Genomic DNA, 16,152 nt, shown 5'->3' on the forward strand with positions numbered 1-16,152 from the left:
ATGTTGCAAATTAATACAATTTAGACCCAGGGTGGCAGGAGTGGTTCTTCGTCATTGAGAGTGGGCGCATTGACGCGCCACTCAACCGCAACCGAAGAATCACTGCATGCACTCCTCACTCCGCGCGGGTCTGGCCGTCGGCGCTGCCATGGTGCTGGCCGCTGCTGCCCAGGCACAGTCCATCGAGTTCAACATTTCGCCGCAGCCGCTGGCCGAGGCCATCGGCCAGTTCGGGCTGCAGACGGGTCTTTCGGTCGTCGCCGATTCCGGTCTGACGGCCGGCAAACGGTCGGCTGGTGTGCGCGGCCGGTTTGCCGCTGCCGATGCACTGGCCCTGCTGTTGCGCGATACCGGGCTGGAGGGGCGAGTCGATGGCCGCTTCGTGACCATTGTCCGCACGCTGCCGATGCCGCTCGCCAGCGAAGATAGCCTGCCGGAAGTGAGCGTGACGGCCAGCGCCATGGATACCGAAGACAAGGACAGCACCTACCGGAGTGCCGGGTCCACCAATGTGCTGACGCGCGATGAGATCGAATTGTTCCGCGGCACCTCGGTCGGCGACATCTTTAAGGGTACGGCCGGCGTTCTTGTGGGCGAGAACCGCAACAGCGGCGGGCTGGATGTGAACATCCGCGGCATGCAGGGGCAGGGGCGCGTGCCGGTGATCGTCGATGGCGCGCGGCAGGAAACCACGGTGTATCGAGGGTATGCGGGCGTGGCATCGCGCAGCTATGTCGATCCAGACCTGATCGGCGGTATCCAGATCGACAAGGGGCCAGTGATGGGGGCGCAGGGGACCGGTGCCACCGGCGGCTTGGTCAGCATGCGAACCATCAACGCCGACGACATCGTGCGTCCGGGCAAGGACTTCGGCCTGCGTGTGCGTGCGCAGGCCATCGGCAACAACAGCGGCTCGGTGCCGCAGCCAGGCACCCCATCGGGATACAACACCGGCGGAGATGCGGCCGGAGGAACCGCCGGCGTGTATCGCATCAATTGCGTGATTGCCAGCCTGTGCCAAGGGCCATTCGATATCGCCCATGCACAGGGCTCCACGGAGGGCATGAACCGCCCAGGCCTGTTGAAGCCCAAGAGCTGGGCGGGCAGCGTTGCGCTGGCCAAGCGCCTTGAGGCCGTTGATCTGGTGGCCGCCTACGCGCAGCGTCGGCAGGGCAACTACTATGCGGGCACCAAGGGGCCAGCACCCTACCTGGACCTCTCCGATACCACCAACCGGGGCTTCTATACCGAGGTGCGTCCGGAGATTGTCGGCGCCACGCGATTCCGTGCCGGCGAGCGCATCGCCAACACCAATTACGAGAGCAAGTCCACGCTGCTCAAAGGCAAGCTCTACCTGGCCGACGCGCACGAACTGGAGTTGAGCTACCTGCGCTATGACAGCACCTATGGCGAGTTGATGCCTTCCCAGCTGATCTGGCTCGGCCAGGTGCGCCAGACCAGCAACAGCGAGGTCACCGCCAATACCTACGCGGGTCGCTATCGCTGGAACCCGGCTGACGATGCCATGCTCGACCTGCGCGCCAACCTGTGGCATACCGATACCACCAGTCTCAACCGCAACTATTCCGAAGGGGTGTGGAGCAACATGTTCGACATCGGCACCGAGCGTTACAAGCGCTGGGGTGCTGATCTGAGCAACAGCATGCAATTCGACCAATGGGGCGGCATCAAGCTCGATTACGGCCTGGCCTACCAGACCGAGAAGGTGCATGGCGATGGTGATGCCAATTCCTTCTCGGCGGGTGGCCGCGCTGGCAGCCGCAAGGAACTGAGCCTGTTCACTTCGGCGCAGTGGAAGCCGGCTGCCAAGTGGACGCTGGAAGCCGGTATCCGCCATACCCGCTTCCAGTCGCAGGACGACAAGCCACGCTATGTGACTGTGGAGAGCGATTACTGTGTCAATCCCGATGCGGAGGGCGATTGCGATCCTGTCATGATGAAGTCCAGGCGCAGTGGTTCAGCGCCGCTGCTGAGCCTGCAATGGGAGCCGCGTCCGGGGTTGCAGGTGTATGGGCGCTACGCAGAGGCGCTGCGCATGCCCAGCTTGTTCGAGACCACGGCCGGATTCTCCGTTGCACCGTCGCAGGACATCCACCTCAAGCCCGAACACACCAGGAACAAGGAAATAGGCATCGGCTTCATGAAGGATGGTCTTTGGCGCAGCAGCGACAAGTTTCGCGCCAAGCTGGCGTACTTCCGCAACCACACCAAGGACTATCTGACGCGCACCATTCCCAATACCTGGGAGGAGGGATCGGGCAGCCAGTTCTTTACGCTGCGCAACATCGAGAGCGTGAGCTTCCATGGCGTCGAGCTGTCGGGCTCCTACGACATGGGGCGCTTCTTCACGGAACTCAGTGGCACCAAGTACACCTTTGTCGAGACCTGCCATTTCGGTAGCTACCGCCGCATGGAATGCACCGACTACGGTATCGCCGCCAGCTATGTCAACAACATGATTCCACCCAAGTGGCATGCCAGCGCAACCGTTGGAACCCGCTTGATGGGGCAAAAGCTCACGCTGGGGGCGCGCGGCACTTTCATGGGGCAGCGCAAACCCACGCCGGAGTACAACGCGCAAGGAGTCGATGGCGGCTTCGCTTCGCCAGTTCCCTGGCACAAGTACACCACCTGGGATCTGTTTGCCACCTACAAGATCAATGACCGGTTCAGTGTCGATTTCAACATCGACAACCTGACGGATCAGTACTACCTCGACGCCCTCAGTCTGGGTCTGGTGCCCGCACCCGGACGCAGTGCGCGTCTGAGCGTGACTTGGCTTTTCTGAGCAGTTTGATTCATTGGATGCAGGAGCAGCAGGCCGGCTGCCTTCGCACTCTTCATTCGTTAGAGCAAGTTAGAGCAAATAGAAGACAAAGGAAAAATCATGCAAACTTCATTGCGCAACCGACTCGCTGTGCTGGCCGCGGCGTCTGCATTGTTTCTTGCCGCCTGTGGGGGCGGTGGTGGTGGGGACTCCGTTCCCGTCGCGCCTACCAACCCGCCAACGGCCGCGGCTTCTGCTGATCAGACCAGCGTGCTGGCCGGTGCCACCGTGACCCTTGATGGTACGGCCAGTACCACGCCCAACGTGGGGACACTGACCTACCTGTGGACCATCGAGAAAAAGCCGCAGGGCAGTGTCGCCAGCTTGTCCGATGCGACGGCAGCCAAGCCCACCTTCACGCCGGATCTTCCCGGCGAATATGTCATCACGCTCGTGGTCAATGACGGTACGGCCAGCAGCAGCACCGCAGCGGTCACGCTTGCCGTGAGCAATCCCAATCCGGTAGCGATTCCCGCTCTGGTGGAAATCAATCAGTTGATGGGAACGACCGTGCAGCTTGATGGCACACCCAGTCAGCCGCCCGCCGGTGGCAGCGCTGCTGGCCTGAGCTACAGCTGGACACTGACCCAAAAGCCGGAAGGCAGTGCAGCCGAGCTGGACAATCCTCACCATGTGCAGCCCCGCTTCGTGGCCGACAAGGATGGCACCTACAAAGCATCCCTGGTGGTGTATCACGGAGCCAAGACCAGCGCGCCGGCTGAAGTGATCATCAAGATCGGCGCGCTCAACGCGATTCCCCAGGCGGACATCGTGGCGGACGTCGAGAACGCCGTGCGTGGTGAGCGCATAGAGCTCGACGGCAGCGGCAGCAGCGACGCGGATGGAGACGCGCTGACCTATCGTTGGCTGGTGACGTCGAAACCCATTGGATCAGAAGCCACGCTGGAAAATGCCAACAAGGCCAAGGCCAGTTTCACCCCTGACTTCGCGGGAACCTACAGCATCGGTCTGACCGTATTCGACGGCAAGGCCAGTGGCGGCAAGCAGCTCAACATCAAGGTCATCAAGCCCGAAGGCGCGCCCAATACGAAGCCGGTCGCCCGCATCACGGCTCCATGGAGCAAGACCTGGGAGGCCGAGCGTGGCGATTCGATCAACATGACCGCCGCGTACTCCTACGACATCGACGGCGACAGCCTGTACACGGGGCGCGAGTTCACTCTGTTGCGCGCTCCCGAAGGCTACGACGCGGCCGCCAACTTCAAGGCACAGACATTCGTGGGAACGCACTATGGTGATTACGAGGTGCGACTGCGCGTCTTCGACGGCACGGACTGGAGCGATCCTGTCACGGCCACCTACACCGTCATCAATGGCGCGAACCGCCCGCCTCAGGCCGCCGCCAGTGTCATGGGCAGCAGTGGTGTCGTGGGTGTCGGCAATACCGTCACCATCACCGCGGAAGGCAGCAGCGATCCGGATGGCAACCGCATGACGTACCAATGGACCTTGCTGGACAAGCCGGACAACAGCAATGTCTCGCTGACAGGTGCAAGCAGCATGAACGCCACTTTCGTTCCTGACCAGCCGGGGCAGTACCGCTTCGACCTGCTCGTTACCGATGAACATGGCTACCCCAGCACCGACCGCATTTCGGTGACTCCGAGAACCCTGGTTGTGAACGCCAAGAGCGTCAACAATGCGCCCATCGGCCGCATTTCCCTCAGCGGTCCGGCATTCACGCAAAAGCAGCCCATGCTGATCGGCAAGAGCGGCAACACCATCCAGTACAACACCGGCACCACTTCCACCCGAGTGGACAAGTGGAACAGCATGCTGTTCCAGCCCAATGGGTATGACCCTGACGGCGATCCGCTGAGCTATCTGTGGACACTTTCCGCCGAGCCGGCCGGCAGTGAGCTGGCGCATCCCAGCGACTACTTCTGCGCGGCCACCGGCAGCAATAGCTATCCAGGCACCTCAGTGATCGCGCTGGAGGACTGGATCGCGGAAGGACTGAGCATCCGCAACTGGACATGCAACAGCTTCAGCTTTGCGCCAACCGTAACGGGACGCTATGTGATTGACCTCGCGGTCAGCGACGGCATCGATTTCGGCGGGCCCTACGCGATGGAAGTCCATGCGTCCAGCCGAGAGGATTACCCCAACCTGCTTCTCGAAGATATCAGGCAACAGCATGGCTGGTCCAATGCCGACCAACAGCTGGTATTCAATATCGCCAAGGATGATGACGTCCTGGCCGTCCAGCGGATATTCCCGTTCGAAGGGACGGCTGTCAGCGAGTATGCGGGCAATGCCGTCATCGCAGGCGCGGACATCATTCGCACCGGATTCACAAACGGTTTCCGTGGTGACTTCGTCGTGCGCAGCTTCCGGCTGTCTGCCGTGGGGGGCGACTACACCATCACCAACCTGAAGGCTGTCGATGCCGATGGCGCCTTCACTCCCAAGTTCGTTGGCCTCCAGGACAACCAGATCATCAAGAAAGGCGACAGCGTGGAGTTCCAACTGGTCTGGCCCATCGACCGCCTGCCGGCGCTTGGCGAGAGCGGCAGGGTGGTTGCTGACAAACGCAACCTGAGCTGGTCATTCGGGATCAAGGAAGAGCCCGACTTCACCTTCCATTTCAACCCGACCATCGGGGTGTACTGAACCCCGGGCAGGCATCTGCCTCTCCCGCTGGCAGAAAGCGCCATGGCGCTTTCTGCCAAAGCCATTTCCGGATTTGAGAATCATGACGACAGCGACCCTTGCCAAGGATTTCAAGATGACAGGCCGTCGAGCCATGCTGAAGGACGCGACGCGCGGTGTTCACGAGCAACTGGACCGTCGCCTGATGGCGTTTCGGCCGTTCGCCGATCGGCAGCGCTATCAAGCCTTCCTGCACACCCAGTACCGACTGCATCGGGATGTCGAGGCGCTATACGTTGCGCCGGCACTCAATGCCGTGTTGCCGCAACTGGCCGAACGCAGCCGGCTGGCACTGGTCGAGCAGGACCTGTGCGACCTGGGCGTGGCCCTGCCGTTGGCGGGTTTGCCTGAACCGCGTTTTGCTGCCGGGGCGGATGTGGACCTGTCCACCGCGCTGGGCTGGCTCTATGCCGTCGAGGGCTCCAATATTGGCGCGGCCTTCCTGCTCAAGGCCGCTGCGGCACTGGAGCTGGGCGGCCAGTTCGGCGCGCGTCACCTGGCTCCGCACCCTGATGGCCGCGCCGCGCACTGGCGCGACTTCATCGCCCAGTTCGACGAAGTGACGCTGCCGGCAGATGATGAGCCGCGGAGCGTCGAGGGTGCCAATGCGGCCTTTGCGCAGGCGCTGGCCTACGTTGAGCAATACTGCCCGCTGCCCCCAACTGCTTGAGGGAAGGAGTCGCCGCATGTTTGCAAGCCATGCATGCCTGGGCCGATGCCCAACATGGCGGCAATGCGCAGTGGCCGCGGCAATGGCGTGGGGTTTCACCGCCCTGGCTGCCGGCAGCGACATGACCGCAACAAGCCAGCAAGCCTGGCAGCAGCGCTACGACAGCGCGCAGGCCGCCTATGCTGCGGATGAGCTGGACGCTGCCGAGCAGGCCGCGCGGCAGGCACTGGTGCAGGCGCGTGCCGGCCAGGGCCAGACCCAGCCCTTCATTGCCAGCAGTCTCAATGTGCTGGCGTTGGTGCGCCAGCGCCAGGGCCATGCCGACGAGGCGCAGCAACTGCTGCGCGAGGCCCTGCAGATCAGCGAACAAACATTGGGCCCGCACGCCAACACGGCATTGCTGGCCTTCAACCTCGGTCAGGTGCAGGAAGAACGCGGGGGCGAGCGCCGGCACCTGGCTCTGCAAAGTTACCGGCGTGCGCTGCAAATTGCCGAAGCGCTGCCCGGTGATGCGGCCGCGGCGCAACTGCGACAGCAGGCCCTGGCGGCGTTGAGCCGTGTGCACGAGAGTCTGGGCGAAAAGGAACAGGCGCGCAGCTACAACCAGCGTTTGCGCGAAGGCGAGGCAGCCATCCCTGACCAGCTCAAGGCCCTGGCCTTGCTGCGGCACGGCCGGGAATTGCAGCAGCAAGGGCAATGGCAGCAGGCGCAGGTTGCGCTGGAACAAAGCCTGCAGCTTCATGAACGCGAGTACGGTAAAGATGCGGTGGAGCTGGTGCCGGTGTTGACGGCGCTGGGCAACCTGCATCACGCCCGCGGCAAGCATGAGCAGGCCGTGCCGCTGCACCAGTGGGCGGTGCGGATTCTCCGGGCCAGGGAACCTGACAGCCGTGCGTTGGCCGGGCACCTGAGCGAGTTGGGGCTGTGGCATGGACAGCGTGGCGAACTGGAGCAGGCGCGCGCATTCTTTGAGCAGGCCTTGGCGCTGGTGCGCCGCCAGCAGGAAGGCCATCCCAGCTTGGCCGAGGCCGATCTCGTCAGCAGCCTTGCGCAGCTTGAAGGCACGCAGGGCAGGATGGAAGAAGCCAAGTTACTGCACCAGCAGGCACTGGCACAGTACCGCAGGCTGGAGGAGACGCCGGCTGCGTTGCTGGGCCAGGCACGCAGCCTGAATTACCTGGCCGGGTTCGAGCACCGTCGGCGGCGGTTTGCCGAAGCCGAGCCGCAGTTCCTGCAGGCGCTGGCGCTGATGGAGCGTGCGCTGGGCGCGGAGGATGCACAGCTGCTGCCGGTGTTGCAGAACCTGGAGGCGCTGTACCTGAGCCAGGGGCGGGTGGCACAGGCGCGACCGTACCAGCTGCGCGTGCAGGCACTGGAGTCGGCGCAAGGACAAAAGCATGATGAGCAATCGGCGTTGGCGGGGCCGCGACCGGACGATGGACCGTGAGCATGCGCAACCGGTTGCGCAACTGGCCGACGTCCACCAGCAGCCACTGCCGCAACCCTTGGCGCGCTCGCGCCTGCTGCGTGCCGTCTGGCTGACCGTGGCGGTGCTGAGCCTGGGCGTGGCCTGCGTGGGCGTGGTGGTGCCTGGGCTGCCGAGCACGGAGTTCGTGCTGCTGTCGGCCTGGGCGGGGGCGCGCGGCTCGAGCCGGTTCCACAGCTGGTTGCTGAGGCACCGGCTGTTCGGGCCAATGCTGCGCAACTGGCGCGATGGCAGAAAGGTCAGCCGGCGTGCCAAGTGGGCAGCGAGCGTGTCGATGCTGTTGTGCTCATGGCTGATGCTGTGGACAATCCCGCACCGGGTGCCGGTGTGGATCGCCATCGGCTGCATGGCGGGGGTACAGTTCTGGCTCTGGCGCAGGCCCGAGCCTTGAGGAAGCGCGGAGTCATCCAACCCTGTCGCCGTGTCCCGATCCGGGGAGCGGCGATCCGGACGAATGAATCAGCGTTTCCTTGCGTGCCATGTGCGGCTCGTTTTCATCGGGCCATCGCATCGAATCGCGGATACGCCATGGCCGCATCCGCATGACCGAGTTTCAGGAAACCAAGCAAGGAGAAGTTGCATGTCCAGACTTTTTATCGTCCTGGCCGGCCTGTTCGGCGCCATCGGGGTCGCCATGGGGGCGTACACCGCGCATGGGCTGGGCTTCATTGCCTCGCCGCAGGCGCGCGAGGCGGCGCGCATGAGCATGGGCTCGGCGGTGCATTACCAGTTGCTGCATGCCGTGGTGCTGCTGCTGATCGGCCTCTGGTTCCGCCAGACCGGCGGCAACCGGGCGCTGGTTGCGGCGGCGGCGCTGTTCTGCCTGGGCATCGTGCTGTTTTGCGGCCTGATCTATCTGCAGACACTCACCAGTGTGCAGAGCCTGCGTCCCTTCGTTCCATGGGGGGGGACCAGCTTCATCCTGGCCTGGCTGGCGTTGGCGCTGGCGGGTTGGCTGGAGGCCGGCAGGCCAATCTGAGAATCGTTTTGAGATCAGGCTTGCGGGTGACCTAGGACTTATCCGCTAACGGATGCCACTGCTGCGCGGCGGGCAGTTTCTCGAGCGCCTGCGCGGCCACGCTCTCAAGCAGCGCGGCTGGTACCTGCTGTGCATCGATGTCGGCCAAGGGCCTGAGCACGAAGGCGCGCTGGTACATGCGGGGGTGGGGCACGGTGAGCTCGGGCATGTCCATATGCACGTCGCCATAGAGCAGGATGTCGAGGTCGAGCGTGCGCGGTGCGTTGCGGTAGGGGCGCTCGCGGCCGGCGGCCAGCTCGATGGCCTGCAGATGGTCCAGCAGTGCCAGCGCAGGCAGCCGGGTGCGCACGCGCACGACCGCGTTGAGGTAGTCGGGGCCCTGCGCATCAACCGGGGCCGAGCGGTAGAGCGGCGAGGCTTGCTCCAGCGCGCAATCGGGCAACCGGGCAATGGCCCTGGCGGCGGCTTCCAGCGCCTGGCGGGCGTCACCGAGATTGGCGCCCAGTCCGATCCAGGTGGGTATGCCGCCTTCGATGGCTTCGGTCGGATCAGGCTTGTGCATCGGGGGCGCGCGGCGCTGCGGCGCCAGGGAGGCCGCCATCGGCGGGCTTGGCATCGGCCGGCTTCCTGCGCCTGCGGCGGCGCTTCTTGGCGGCCGGTGGGGCTGTCTCGTCGTCCGGTGTGGTGGCCACATCGGCCATATCGGCCATATCGGCCATATCGACAGCATCTTCAGTGACGTCGGCTGCTTCTGCTGGCGTGTCTGCGGTGGCATCGTCCTGCGTGCGCGGCTTGCGGCTCTTGCGCTTGGGGCCGGTGCCGCCAGTGCCGAGCTTGCAGCTTTGCTGGCTTTGCCGGCGGGCCTCTTCGAGCATTTGCAGGCGCTGTTCGTCGCTGGCCAGGCTGAAGGTTTCCCACCATTGCGCGAGCGCCTCGTCCAGTTCGCCGGTGCGCGCGCGCAGGCGCAGGAAGTCGAAGCCGGCGCGAAAGCGCGGCTGCTCGACCAGACTCAGCGGCGCCTTGCCGGTGCGGCGCTCGAAGCGGGGCTGCATGACCCAGATCTCGCGCATGTCGGCACCGAGCTTGCCGCGCCCCGAGACGTCGCCGACGCGGCGCTCGAAGGTTTCGTCGATGGCCTGATGCAGTGCGGGGTGGGGCGCCAGGCCGTCCTGCTGGTACTGCTGCCAGAGGCGTTGCACGTCGTCCCACAGCACGCAGGCGAGCAGGAAGCTGGGCGCCACCGATTTGCCTTCGGCCACGCGGCGATCGGTGTCCTGCAGGGCCAGTTGCACCAGCGGTTGGTCGCCGCGGGCGACGATCAGGTCCAGCAGCGGGTAGATGCCGCTCTCGAGGTGCAACTCGCGCAATTCGGCGATGGAGGCGAGCGCATGGCCGGTCTGCAGCAGCTTGAGCATCTCGTCGAACATGCGGCTGGGCGGGATGTCGCCGAGCAGGCCGCGCAGTTCGGACAGCGGCTGCGCGGTCTTGGCGTCGAGCGTGAAGCCCAGCGCGCGCAGCTTGGCGGCAAAGCGGATGGCGCGCAGCATGCGCACCGGATCCTCGCGGTAGCGCGTGGCCGGCTCGCCGATCATGCGGATGGTGTGGCGCCGCGCATCCTCGATGCCCTTGTGGTAGTCGACCACGGTCTGCGTGCGGGGGTCGTAGTACATGGCGTTGATGCTGAAGTCGCGCCGCGCCGCATCTTCCTGCTGGCTGCCCCAGACGTTGTCGCGCAGCACGCGGCCGCTGGCGTCCACGGCATGCTGCACATTGGCCAGCGCCTGGCGGCTGGTCTTCTCGTTGCCACTGACCTTGTCGGCGGCCTGGTTGTCCAGGTAGGCGCGGAAGGTGGTGACTTCGATGACTTCGTTTTCGCGCCCGCGCCCGAACACCACGTGGACGATGCGAAAGCGCCGACCGATGATGAAGGCACGGCGGAACAAGGCTTTGACCTGCTCGGGCGTGGCGTTGGTGGCGACGTCGAAGTCCTTGGGCTTGAGGCCCAGCAGCAGGTCGCGCACTGCACCGCCGACGATGTAGGCCTCGTAGCCATGGTCCTGCAGGGTCGTCACCACTTCGTTGGCACGGCGATCCACCAGCTTGGGGTCGATGCCGTGCACTTCGGCGCCGACGTCGCGGCGCGTGCCGAAGATCTTGCGGGATGCGCGAGCGCCGCGCGCCGGCCGTTCGGCCTCGGCATGCGTGTTGCCGCGATTGCCGCCGTCAGTGTTGTTGCGGGCCTTTTTGCCCAGCAGCTTGTCGATGAATTGCTTGATCATGGATGCGTGGTGTGCGGGGCTCACCCCGCAGGAAACAGTTCGAGAATCGGCCAGCCATGCGCGCTGGCGTGTTCGCGCAGCGTGTCGTCCGGGTTGGTGGCGACGGGCTGGTCGACGCGCTCGAGCAGCGGGATGTCGTTGCGCGAGTCGCTGTAGAAGCTGGTATGCACGTCGCCCCAGTCCCAGCCGCGCCCGGCCAGCCATTGCTGCATCCGGGTGACCTTGCCTGCGCCCATCGAGGGTGTGCCGGCGATGCGGCCGCTGAACCAGCCGTGGCTGTCGCGCTCCAGGTTCAGCGCCAGCAGCGTCTCGACGCCCAGCGCCCGGGCGATCGGCGTGGTGATGAACTCGTTGGTGGCCGTGATGATGAGGATCTCGTCGCCAGCGGCGCGATGGCGCTGCAGCAGTTCACGTGCGACCGGCTGGATGGCCGGCTCGATCACCTCGGCCATGAAACGCGCGCGGGCAGCGGCGCTGGCCTCGGGCCCAAGGCGGCGCAGCGCTTCGGTGGCAAAGTCCACATAGGCATGCACGTCCAGCGTGCCGGCCCGATAGTCGGCCAGGAAGGCCGCGTTGCGCGCGGCGAAGTCCCGGGCATCGACAAAGCCTTCGCGCACGGTGAACTGGCCCCATTCATAGTCGGAGTCCAGGGGCAGCAGGGTATGGTCCAGGTCGAAGAGGGCCAGGCGCGGCTTGGCGGAGGGCGTGTGGTTCATGCCGGGTTCATCATGCCGGGTTGAAGGGGCATAAGGTGGTTGGTGCGGGTGTGGCGACACCCGTCGGCTGGCATCGGTGCGCATGACGCGCCGTGCGACGGCCGGTGGCCCGGCCGAGGTTCGAGGCGTGGGCTGCCAGCGGACCTGCAGCGCCACATGGTGCGGCTCAAGGACCATGGTGCATTTGCAGGGCAGCCGGCATTTTCGCACGAAAGCCCCGCGCCTGGCGTTATTCGGCCGTGGTGGCGCGCCGTGACAACGGCCTGCGCAACGCCCGGGGGAGTGCAGGGCTTCTCTAGGGCTTCCAGAAGTCGTCCTCGTCGCGGGGAGCGGGGATGCCGTCCTGCAGCATCTCGCGCAGCAGTGGAATGGTGATGGCCCGCTGGGTGCGCAGCGCATGCGCATCGAGGCGGGCAAGCAGTTCGCTCAGGCTGGCCAGATCGCGGGCATAGCGGCTCAGCAGGTATTGCACCACCTCGTCGCTCAGTTGCAGGCCGCGTTCCTGCGCCTGCTGGCGCAGCACCATCTGGCGCTTGCCATCATCGAGCACGTGCAGTTGGAAGGCCAGGCCCCAGCCCAGCCGCGAGCGCAGATCCTCGCGCATTTCCAGGTTCACCACCGGGCAGGCACCGCTGGCCAGCACCCAGCGCGGCGCGCCCTCGATCGGGTGGCTGGCATTGATGAACCAGTTGAAAGCCTGTTGCTGCTGCGCGGCGCTGTAGAGATCGACGTCGTCGAGCAGCACGGCGGCCCAGTCGGGATCGAATTCGTGGTGGCTGGTCTGGCCCGCCAGCGGGCGGCCGCGCAGCCAGCCGACGGCAAGGCCATGGGCCTGCAGCGCCAGCGCCACGGCCGAGAGCAGGTGGGTCTTGCCGGCGCCCGGCGGGCCCCACAGATAGACCGGCGAGGGTGTCGGGCCCGTGGCGCCGCCGCTGCGCGAGGCAAGCAACTGCTGCACCCCGGCCTGCAGGCATTCGACGGCCTGCTGGTTGCCATTGGCCAGGAAGTGGGCGAAGTCAGGCTCGGGCGCCATGCCGATGTCCAGCGCCAATTGCTGCATGACCATAGCTGAGAGAAAATTGCGGGAAAGGCCCCAAAGCCTGGGGCGGAGAAAGCCGGCCGGCGTCATACTGGCCTTAGAATCGTCGGATTCTAGCGGACGCATGCTGCGCTTTCCCTGTCCAGATTCCCTTGCCCCAGACATGAGCACCACCTCTTCCTCCCAACCCCTGACCTACAAAGACGCCGGCGTCGACATCGACGCCGGTGATGCGCTGGTCGAGCGCATCAAGCCTCTGGCCAGGAAGACCATGCGCGAAGGCGTGCTCGGCGGCATCGGCGGCTTCGGAGCACTGTTCGAGGTGCCGGCGCGCTACCGCCAGCCGGTGCTGGTGACCGGCACCGATGGCGTGGGCACCAAGCTCAAGCTGGCCTTCGAGTGGGACATGCACGACAGCGTGGGCATCGATCTGGTGGCCATGAGCGTCAACGACATCCTGGTGCAGGGCGCCGAACCGCTGTTCTTCCTCGACTACTTCGCTTGCGGCAAGCTCGATGTGGACACCGCCGCCGCAGTGGTGGCCGGCATTGCCAGGGGCTGCGAGCTCTCGGGCTGCGCGCTCATCGGTGGCGAGACTGCCGAGATGCCCGGCATGTACCCTGACGGCGAATACGATCTGGCCGGCTTTGCGGTCGGCGCGGTCGAGAAGTCCGCCATCATCAACGGCCGTGACATTGCCGAGGGGGATGTGGTGCTGGGGCTGGCCAGCCATGGCGTGCACTCCAATGGCTTCTCGCTGGTGCGCAAGTGCATCGAGCGTGCCGGCAGCCAGCTGCCCGCCACGCTCGATGGCAAGCCGTTCCGCGAAGCCATCATGGCTCCCACGCGCCTTTACGTCAAAAGCGTGCTGGCCACGCTGGAGGCGTATCCCCGGCAGGTCAAGGGCCTGGCCCACATCACCGGCGGTGGCCTGCTGGAGAACATCCCGCGCGTGCTGCCGGCCCACCTGGCGGCCCACCTGCGAGCTGGCAGCTGGCCGCAAACCGAACTGTTCGCCTGGCTGCAGAGCACCGCAGGCATCGATGCGCGCGAGATGAACCGCACCTTCAACAATGGCATTGGCATGGTGCTGGTGGTGTCACGCGATGATGCCGAGGCCGTGGCCGAGACGCTGCGGGCCCACGGAGAGGCTGTCTTCGAGCTGGGCCACATCGCCCCGCGCGGCGACGGCGATGCAGTGGTTGTGGCCTGAGACCGTCTGAAGAGGAAACCATCCGCCGCATGAGGGATTGAGACAAGACAATGGCTTTCACGCAAGCGGATGACAAGAGAGGCAAGGTCGCGGCCGATGATGCGACAGCTGCTGCGCTGGTGGCAACCCCGCCGCAGCTCGACAGCCATGTGCCCTGGCACATTCGCCTGGGCAGCTACCTGCTGATGGCGCTGGGGCTGCTGCTGGTGATGTTCGTCGGGGTGCTGCCTGGCCTGCTGGCAGCCTGCCTGGGCTTTCTGCTGACCCGCTGGCTCAATACCGTGCTGGTGCGCCTGGTGGTGCTGGTGCGCCGCCACCCCGGCCCGCGCGTAATGGGCTGGCTGTCGCGGCTATCGTCCACGGTGGTGATTCTGGCGCCGCTGCTGATGCTGTTCTTCACCTTCAGCCACTACCGCAGCTACCTGCTGACCGCACCGCACCAGTTCACCGAGCTGACCGACTACGTAGCGCGCACCATCCTCGAATTCAAGGATAACCTGCCTGAGGACATTGCCGCCATGCTGCCCAAGGAGGCCGAGGAGGTGCAGCGCACCGTGGCCTATTACCTCTGGGCCAAGGCCGGTGCGCTGGCCAACGCCGGGCGCATCTGGCTGCTGGGCTTTCTATACGCCTATGTGGGCCTGTTGATCGGCGCACTCGCCGCAGTGCGCAGCCACAGCAACCAGCATGCGCCGCTGACCGATGCGTTGAAGGTGCGCGTCGGCCGCTTTGGTGACGCCTTCCGCCAGATCGTCACCGCGCAGTTCTGGATCGCCAGCTTCAATACGGCGCTGACGGCCTTCTTCCTGCTGCTGGTGCTGCCGGCCTTCGAGCTGCGCCTGCCCTATACGCCGGCGCTGATCACACTGACCTTCGTGGCCGGGCTGATCCCGATCGTCGGCAACCTGCTGTGCAATGCGGTCATTACCATCGTCGGCCTGTCCGTCTCGCCGATGACGGCGCTGATCTGCCTGGGTTTCCTGATCCTGATCCACAAGGCCGAATACTTCATCAACGCCAAGGTGGTTGGTCAGAAGACCCACATCGCGGTCTGGGAACTGCTGGCGGTGATGTTCGTCAGCGAAGCCATCTTCGGTCCGGCCGGTCTGGTGGCAGCGCCGCTCTTTTATGCCTATCTGAAAAAAGAGCTGGAAGCGGCGCGGCTGGTGTGAACGGGTTCTGAGGGCGTATCCACAGTTCTCGCCACGCAGCCGCACAGCGGCGGCGCCATGCCCTTTGGCCTGCCCCTGAAAAGCCGCATGCAGCGGCGTTGCAAATTATCGCCGGGCCACCAGCCCGGCTGCGGTTTGCGCCTCGCAGCCACGATTTCTCAGCCACAACGGCAAGCGCGCCGAGACTTTGCACATGCGCCGAGACCTGTGCGGCGTGCTGCAGGTGCACGGCCGCGACACCCATGCAATCACGAAAACGCCGGCGTTTGCAAGCATGCCGGCGAATTCTCCTGTGCCCGCCTTTGCTACTTGAATCCGCAGGGGCTTGGGTGCAGAATACGCCCTTCGCCGATTTCTCGTTTCCCCTAATAAACTCATTATGTCGACTATTCAGGTTCGTGCCGCCACGCTCCGCGATGCCAAAGCCATTGCCCAGATCCACACCGCAGCCATGCAAGCCGCCTACAAGGGTCTGGTCCCCGATGAGCACCTGAAGTCCATCAGCCTGGACAAGCGCGTGGCCTACTGGCGCGAAGCCATCGAATATTGCGAGCCCCAGGTCAAGGTGGCCATCGAGAACGACAAGATCGTCGGCTTCGTGGGTTTCGACCGTTCGCGCGACGAGAAGACCCGTCCGACCACCGGTGAGATCTGGGCCATCTACATTGCCCCCAACCACTGGAACAAGGGTGTGGGCGCGGCGCTCTGGGATGCCGCCCGCGAAGGGCTGCATGAAGAGGGCTGCACCAATGTCACCGCCTGGATCCCGGTGCGCAACGAACGTGCGCTGAAGTTCCATGAAACCGCCGGCTTCGAGCGCGAGCTCAGCAGTGCCAAGACCGCGGTGATCGGCGGCATCAAGATCGAAGAAATCCGTGTCAAGCGCTCGTTGATCTCTGGCAATCGCTGACCCGCCAGTTCCATTCCCCACCCCGGACAAGCCGACCTCGTAAGGTCGGCTTTTTCATTGCTCCAGATCCACTGTCGGTTGGCGCGATGGCCGTCCTGGCACAGGCGTTGATCACCTGCCGCAGTGGGGGCATTGCACAATCTTGCAAATTTGTTGCCGAGACAGGA

Annotated in this window: 13 protein-coding genes; 9 read left to right on the plus strand and 4 right to left on the minus strand. The window is 64.8% G+C overall.

Going from position 1 to position 16,152, the window contains the following annotated elements:
* Nucleotides 1-106 precede the first annotated feature (106 nt).
* From EV687_RS16840 to EV687_RS16865, 6 genes are all read left to right on the plus strand, one after another.
* Nucleotides 107-2,809 (plus strand): TonB-dependent receptor domain-containing protein, encoded by a 2,703-nt coding sequence (locus tag EV687_RS16840; protein WP_122231369.1) that lies wholly within the window; start codon nucleotides 107-109, stop codon nucleotides 2,807-2,809.
* 150 nt (nucleotides 2,810-2,959) lie between these two features.
* Nucleotides 2,960-5,482, plus strand: coding sequence for a PKD domain-containing protein (locus EV687_RS16845; protein WP_165392838.1), 2,523 nt, complete (start codon nucleotides 2,960-2,962; stop codon nucleotides 5,480-5,482).
* A gap of 82 nt (nucleotides 5,483-5,564) precedes the next feature.
* Nucleotides 5,565-6,191, plus strand: coding sequence for a biliverdin-producing heme oxygenase (locus EV687_RS16850; RefSeq protein ID WP_122231373.1), 627 nt, complete (start codon nucleotides 5,565-5,567; stop codon nucleotides 6,189-6,191).
* 121 nt (nucleotides 6,192-6,312) lie between these two features.
* A complete protein-coding gene (locus EV687_RS16855) occupies nucleotides 6,313-7,638 on the plus strand; it encodes a tetratricopeptide repeat protein (protein WP_162846665.1) in 1,326 nt (441 codons plus the stop codon).
* Nucleotides 7,628-8,068, plus strand: a complete 441-nt coding sequence (locus EV687_RS16860; protein WP_207226492.1) for a YbaN family protein — start codon at nucleotides 7,628-7,630, stop codon at nucleotides 8,066-8,068. The genes EV687_RS16855 and EV687_RS16860 overlap by 11 nt, the downstream gene beginning before the upstream one ends.
* A 189-nt stretch (nucleotides 8,069-8,257) precedes the next feature.
* Nucleotides 8,258-8,656, plus strand: coding sequence for a DUF423 domain-containing protein (locus tag EV687_RS16865; RefSeq protein ID WP_122231379.1), 399 nt, complete (start codon nucleotides 8,258-8,260; stop codon nucleotides 8,654-8,656).
* A 31-nt stretch (nucleotides 8,657-8,687) separates the two neighbouring features.
* Here EV687_RS16865 and folK read toward each other — a convergent pair whose 3' ends face one another.
* From folK to hda, 4 genes are all read right to left on the minus strand, one after another.
* Complete coding sequence (gene folK / locus EV687_RS16870) at nucleotides 8,688-9,218, minus strand: 2-amino-4-hydroxy-6-hydroxymethyldihydropteridine diphosphokinase (protein WP_122231666.1); 531 nt, start codon at nucleotides 9,216-9,218, stop codon at nucleotides 8,688-8,690.
* The gene (pcnB, locus tag EV687_RS16875; protein WP_122231381.1) at nucleotides 9,205-10,935 is read right to left on the minus strand and encodes a polynucleotide adenylyltransferase PcnB; all 1,731 of its coding nucleotides are present in this window, start codon (nucleotides 10,933-10,935) and stop codon (nucleotides 9,205-9,207) included. Before pcnB ends, folK begins: the two co-directional genes overlap by 14 nt.
* 20 nt (nucleotides 10,936-10,955) lie before the next feature.
* Nucleotides 10,956-11,651 carry a histidinol-phosphatase gene (locus tag EV687_RS16880; RefSeq protein WP_122231383.1) on the minus strand — a complete coding sequence of 232 codons (696 nt, stop codon included), beginning with the start codon at nucleotides 11,649-11,651 and terminating at the stop codon, nucleotides 10,956-10,958.
* 295 nt (nucleotides 11,652-11,946) lie between these two features.
* A complete protein-coding gene (gene hda / locus EV687_RS16885; RefSeq protein WP_122231668.1) occupies nucleotides 11,947-12,711 on the minus strand; it encodes a DnaA regulatory inactivator Hda in 765 nt (254 codons plus the stop codon).
* Between the two features lie 142 nt (nucleotides 12,712-12,853).
* Between hda and purM the strand changes: the two genes are divergently transcribed.
* The 3 genes from purM to EV687_RS16900 all read left to right on the plus strand — a co-directional run bounded on the left by purM (nucleotide 12,854) and on the right by EV687_RS16900 (nucleotide 15,985).
* Nucleotides 12,854-13,903 (plus strand): phosphoribosylformylglycinamidine cyclo-ligase, encoded by a 1,050-nt coding sequence (gene purM, locus EV687_RS16890; RefSeq protein WP_122231385.1) that lies wholly within the window; start codon nucleotides 12,854-12,856, stop codon nucleotides 13,901-13,903.
* Between the two features lie 50 nt (nucleotides 13,904-13,953).
* Nucleotides 13,954-15,075 (plus strand): AI-2E family transporter, encoded by a 1,122-nt coding sequence (locus EV687_RS16895; protein ID WP_122231387.1) that lies wholly within the window; start codon nucleotides 13,954-13,956, stop codon nucleotides 15,073-15,075.
* A gap of 379 nt (nucleotides 15,076-15,454) precedes the next feature.
* Nucleotides 15,455-15,985: a GNAT family N-acetyltransferase gene (locus EV687_RS16900; protein WP_122231389.1), complete on the plus strand. Its 531-nt coding sequence runs from the start codon at nucleotides 15,455-15,457 to the stop codon at nucleotides 15,983-15,985.
* Nucleotides 15,986-16,152: the final 167 nt, after the last annotated feature.

The organism is Corticibacter populi (genome assembly GCF_004217315.1).
Classification (GTDB): domain Bacteria; phylum Pseudomonadota; class Gammaproteobacteria; order Burkholderiales; family Burkholderiaceae_C; genus Lampropedia; species Lampropedia populi.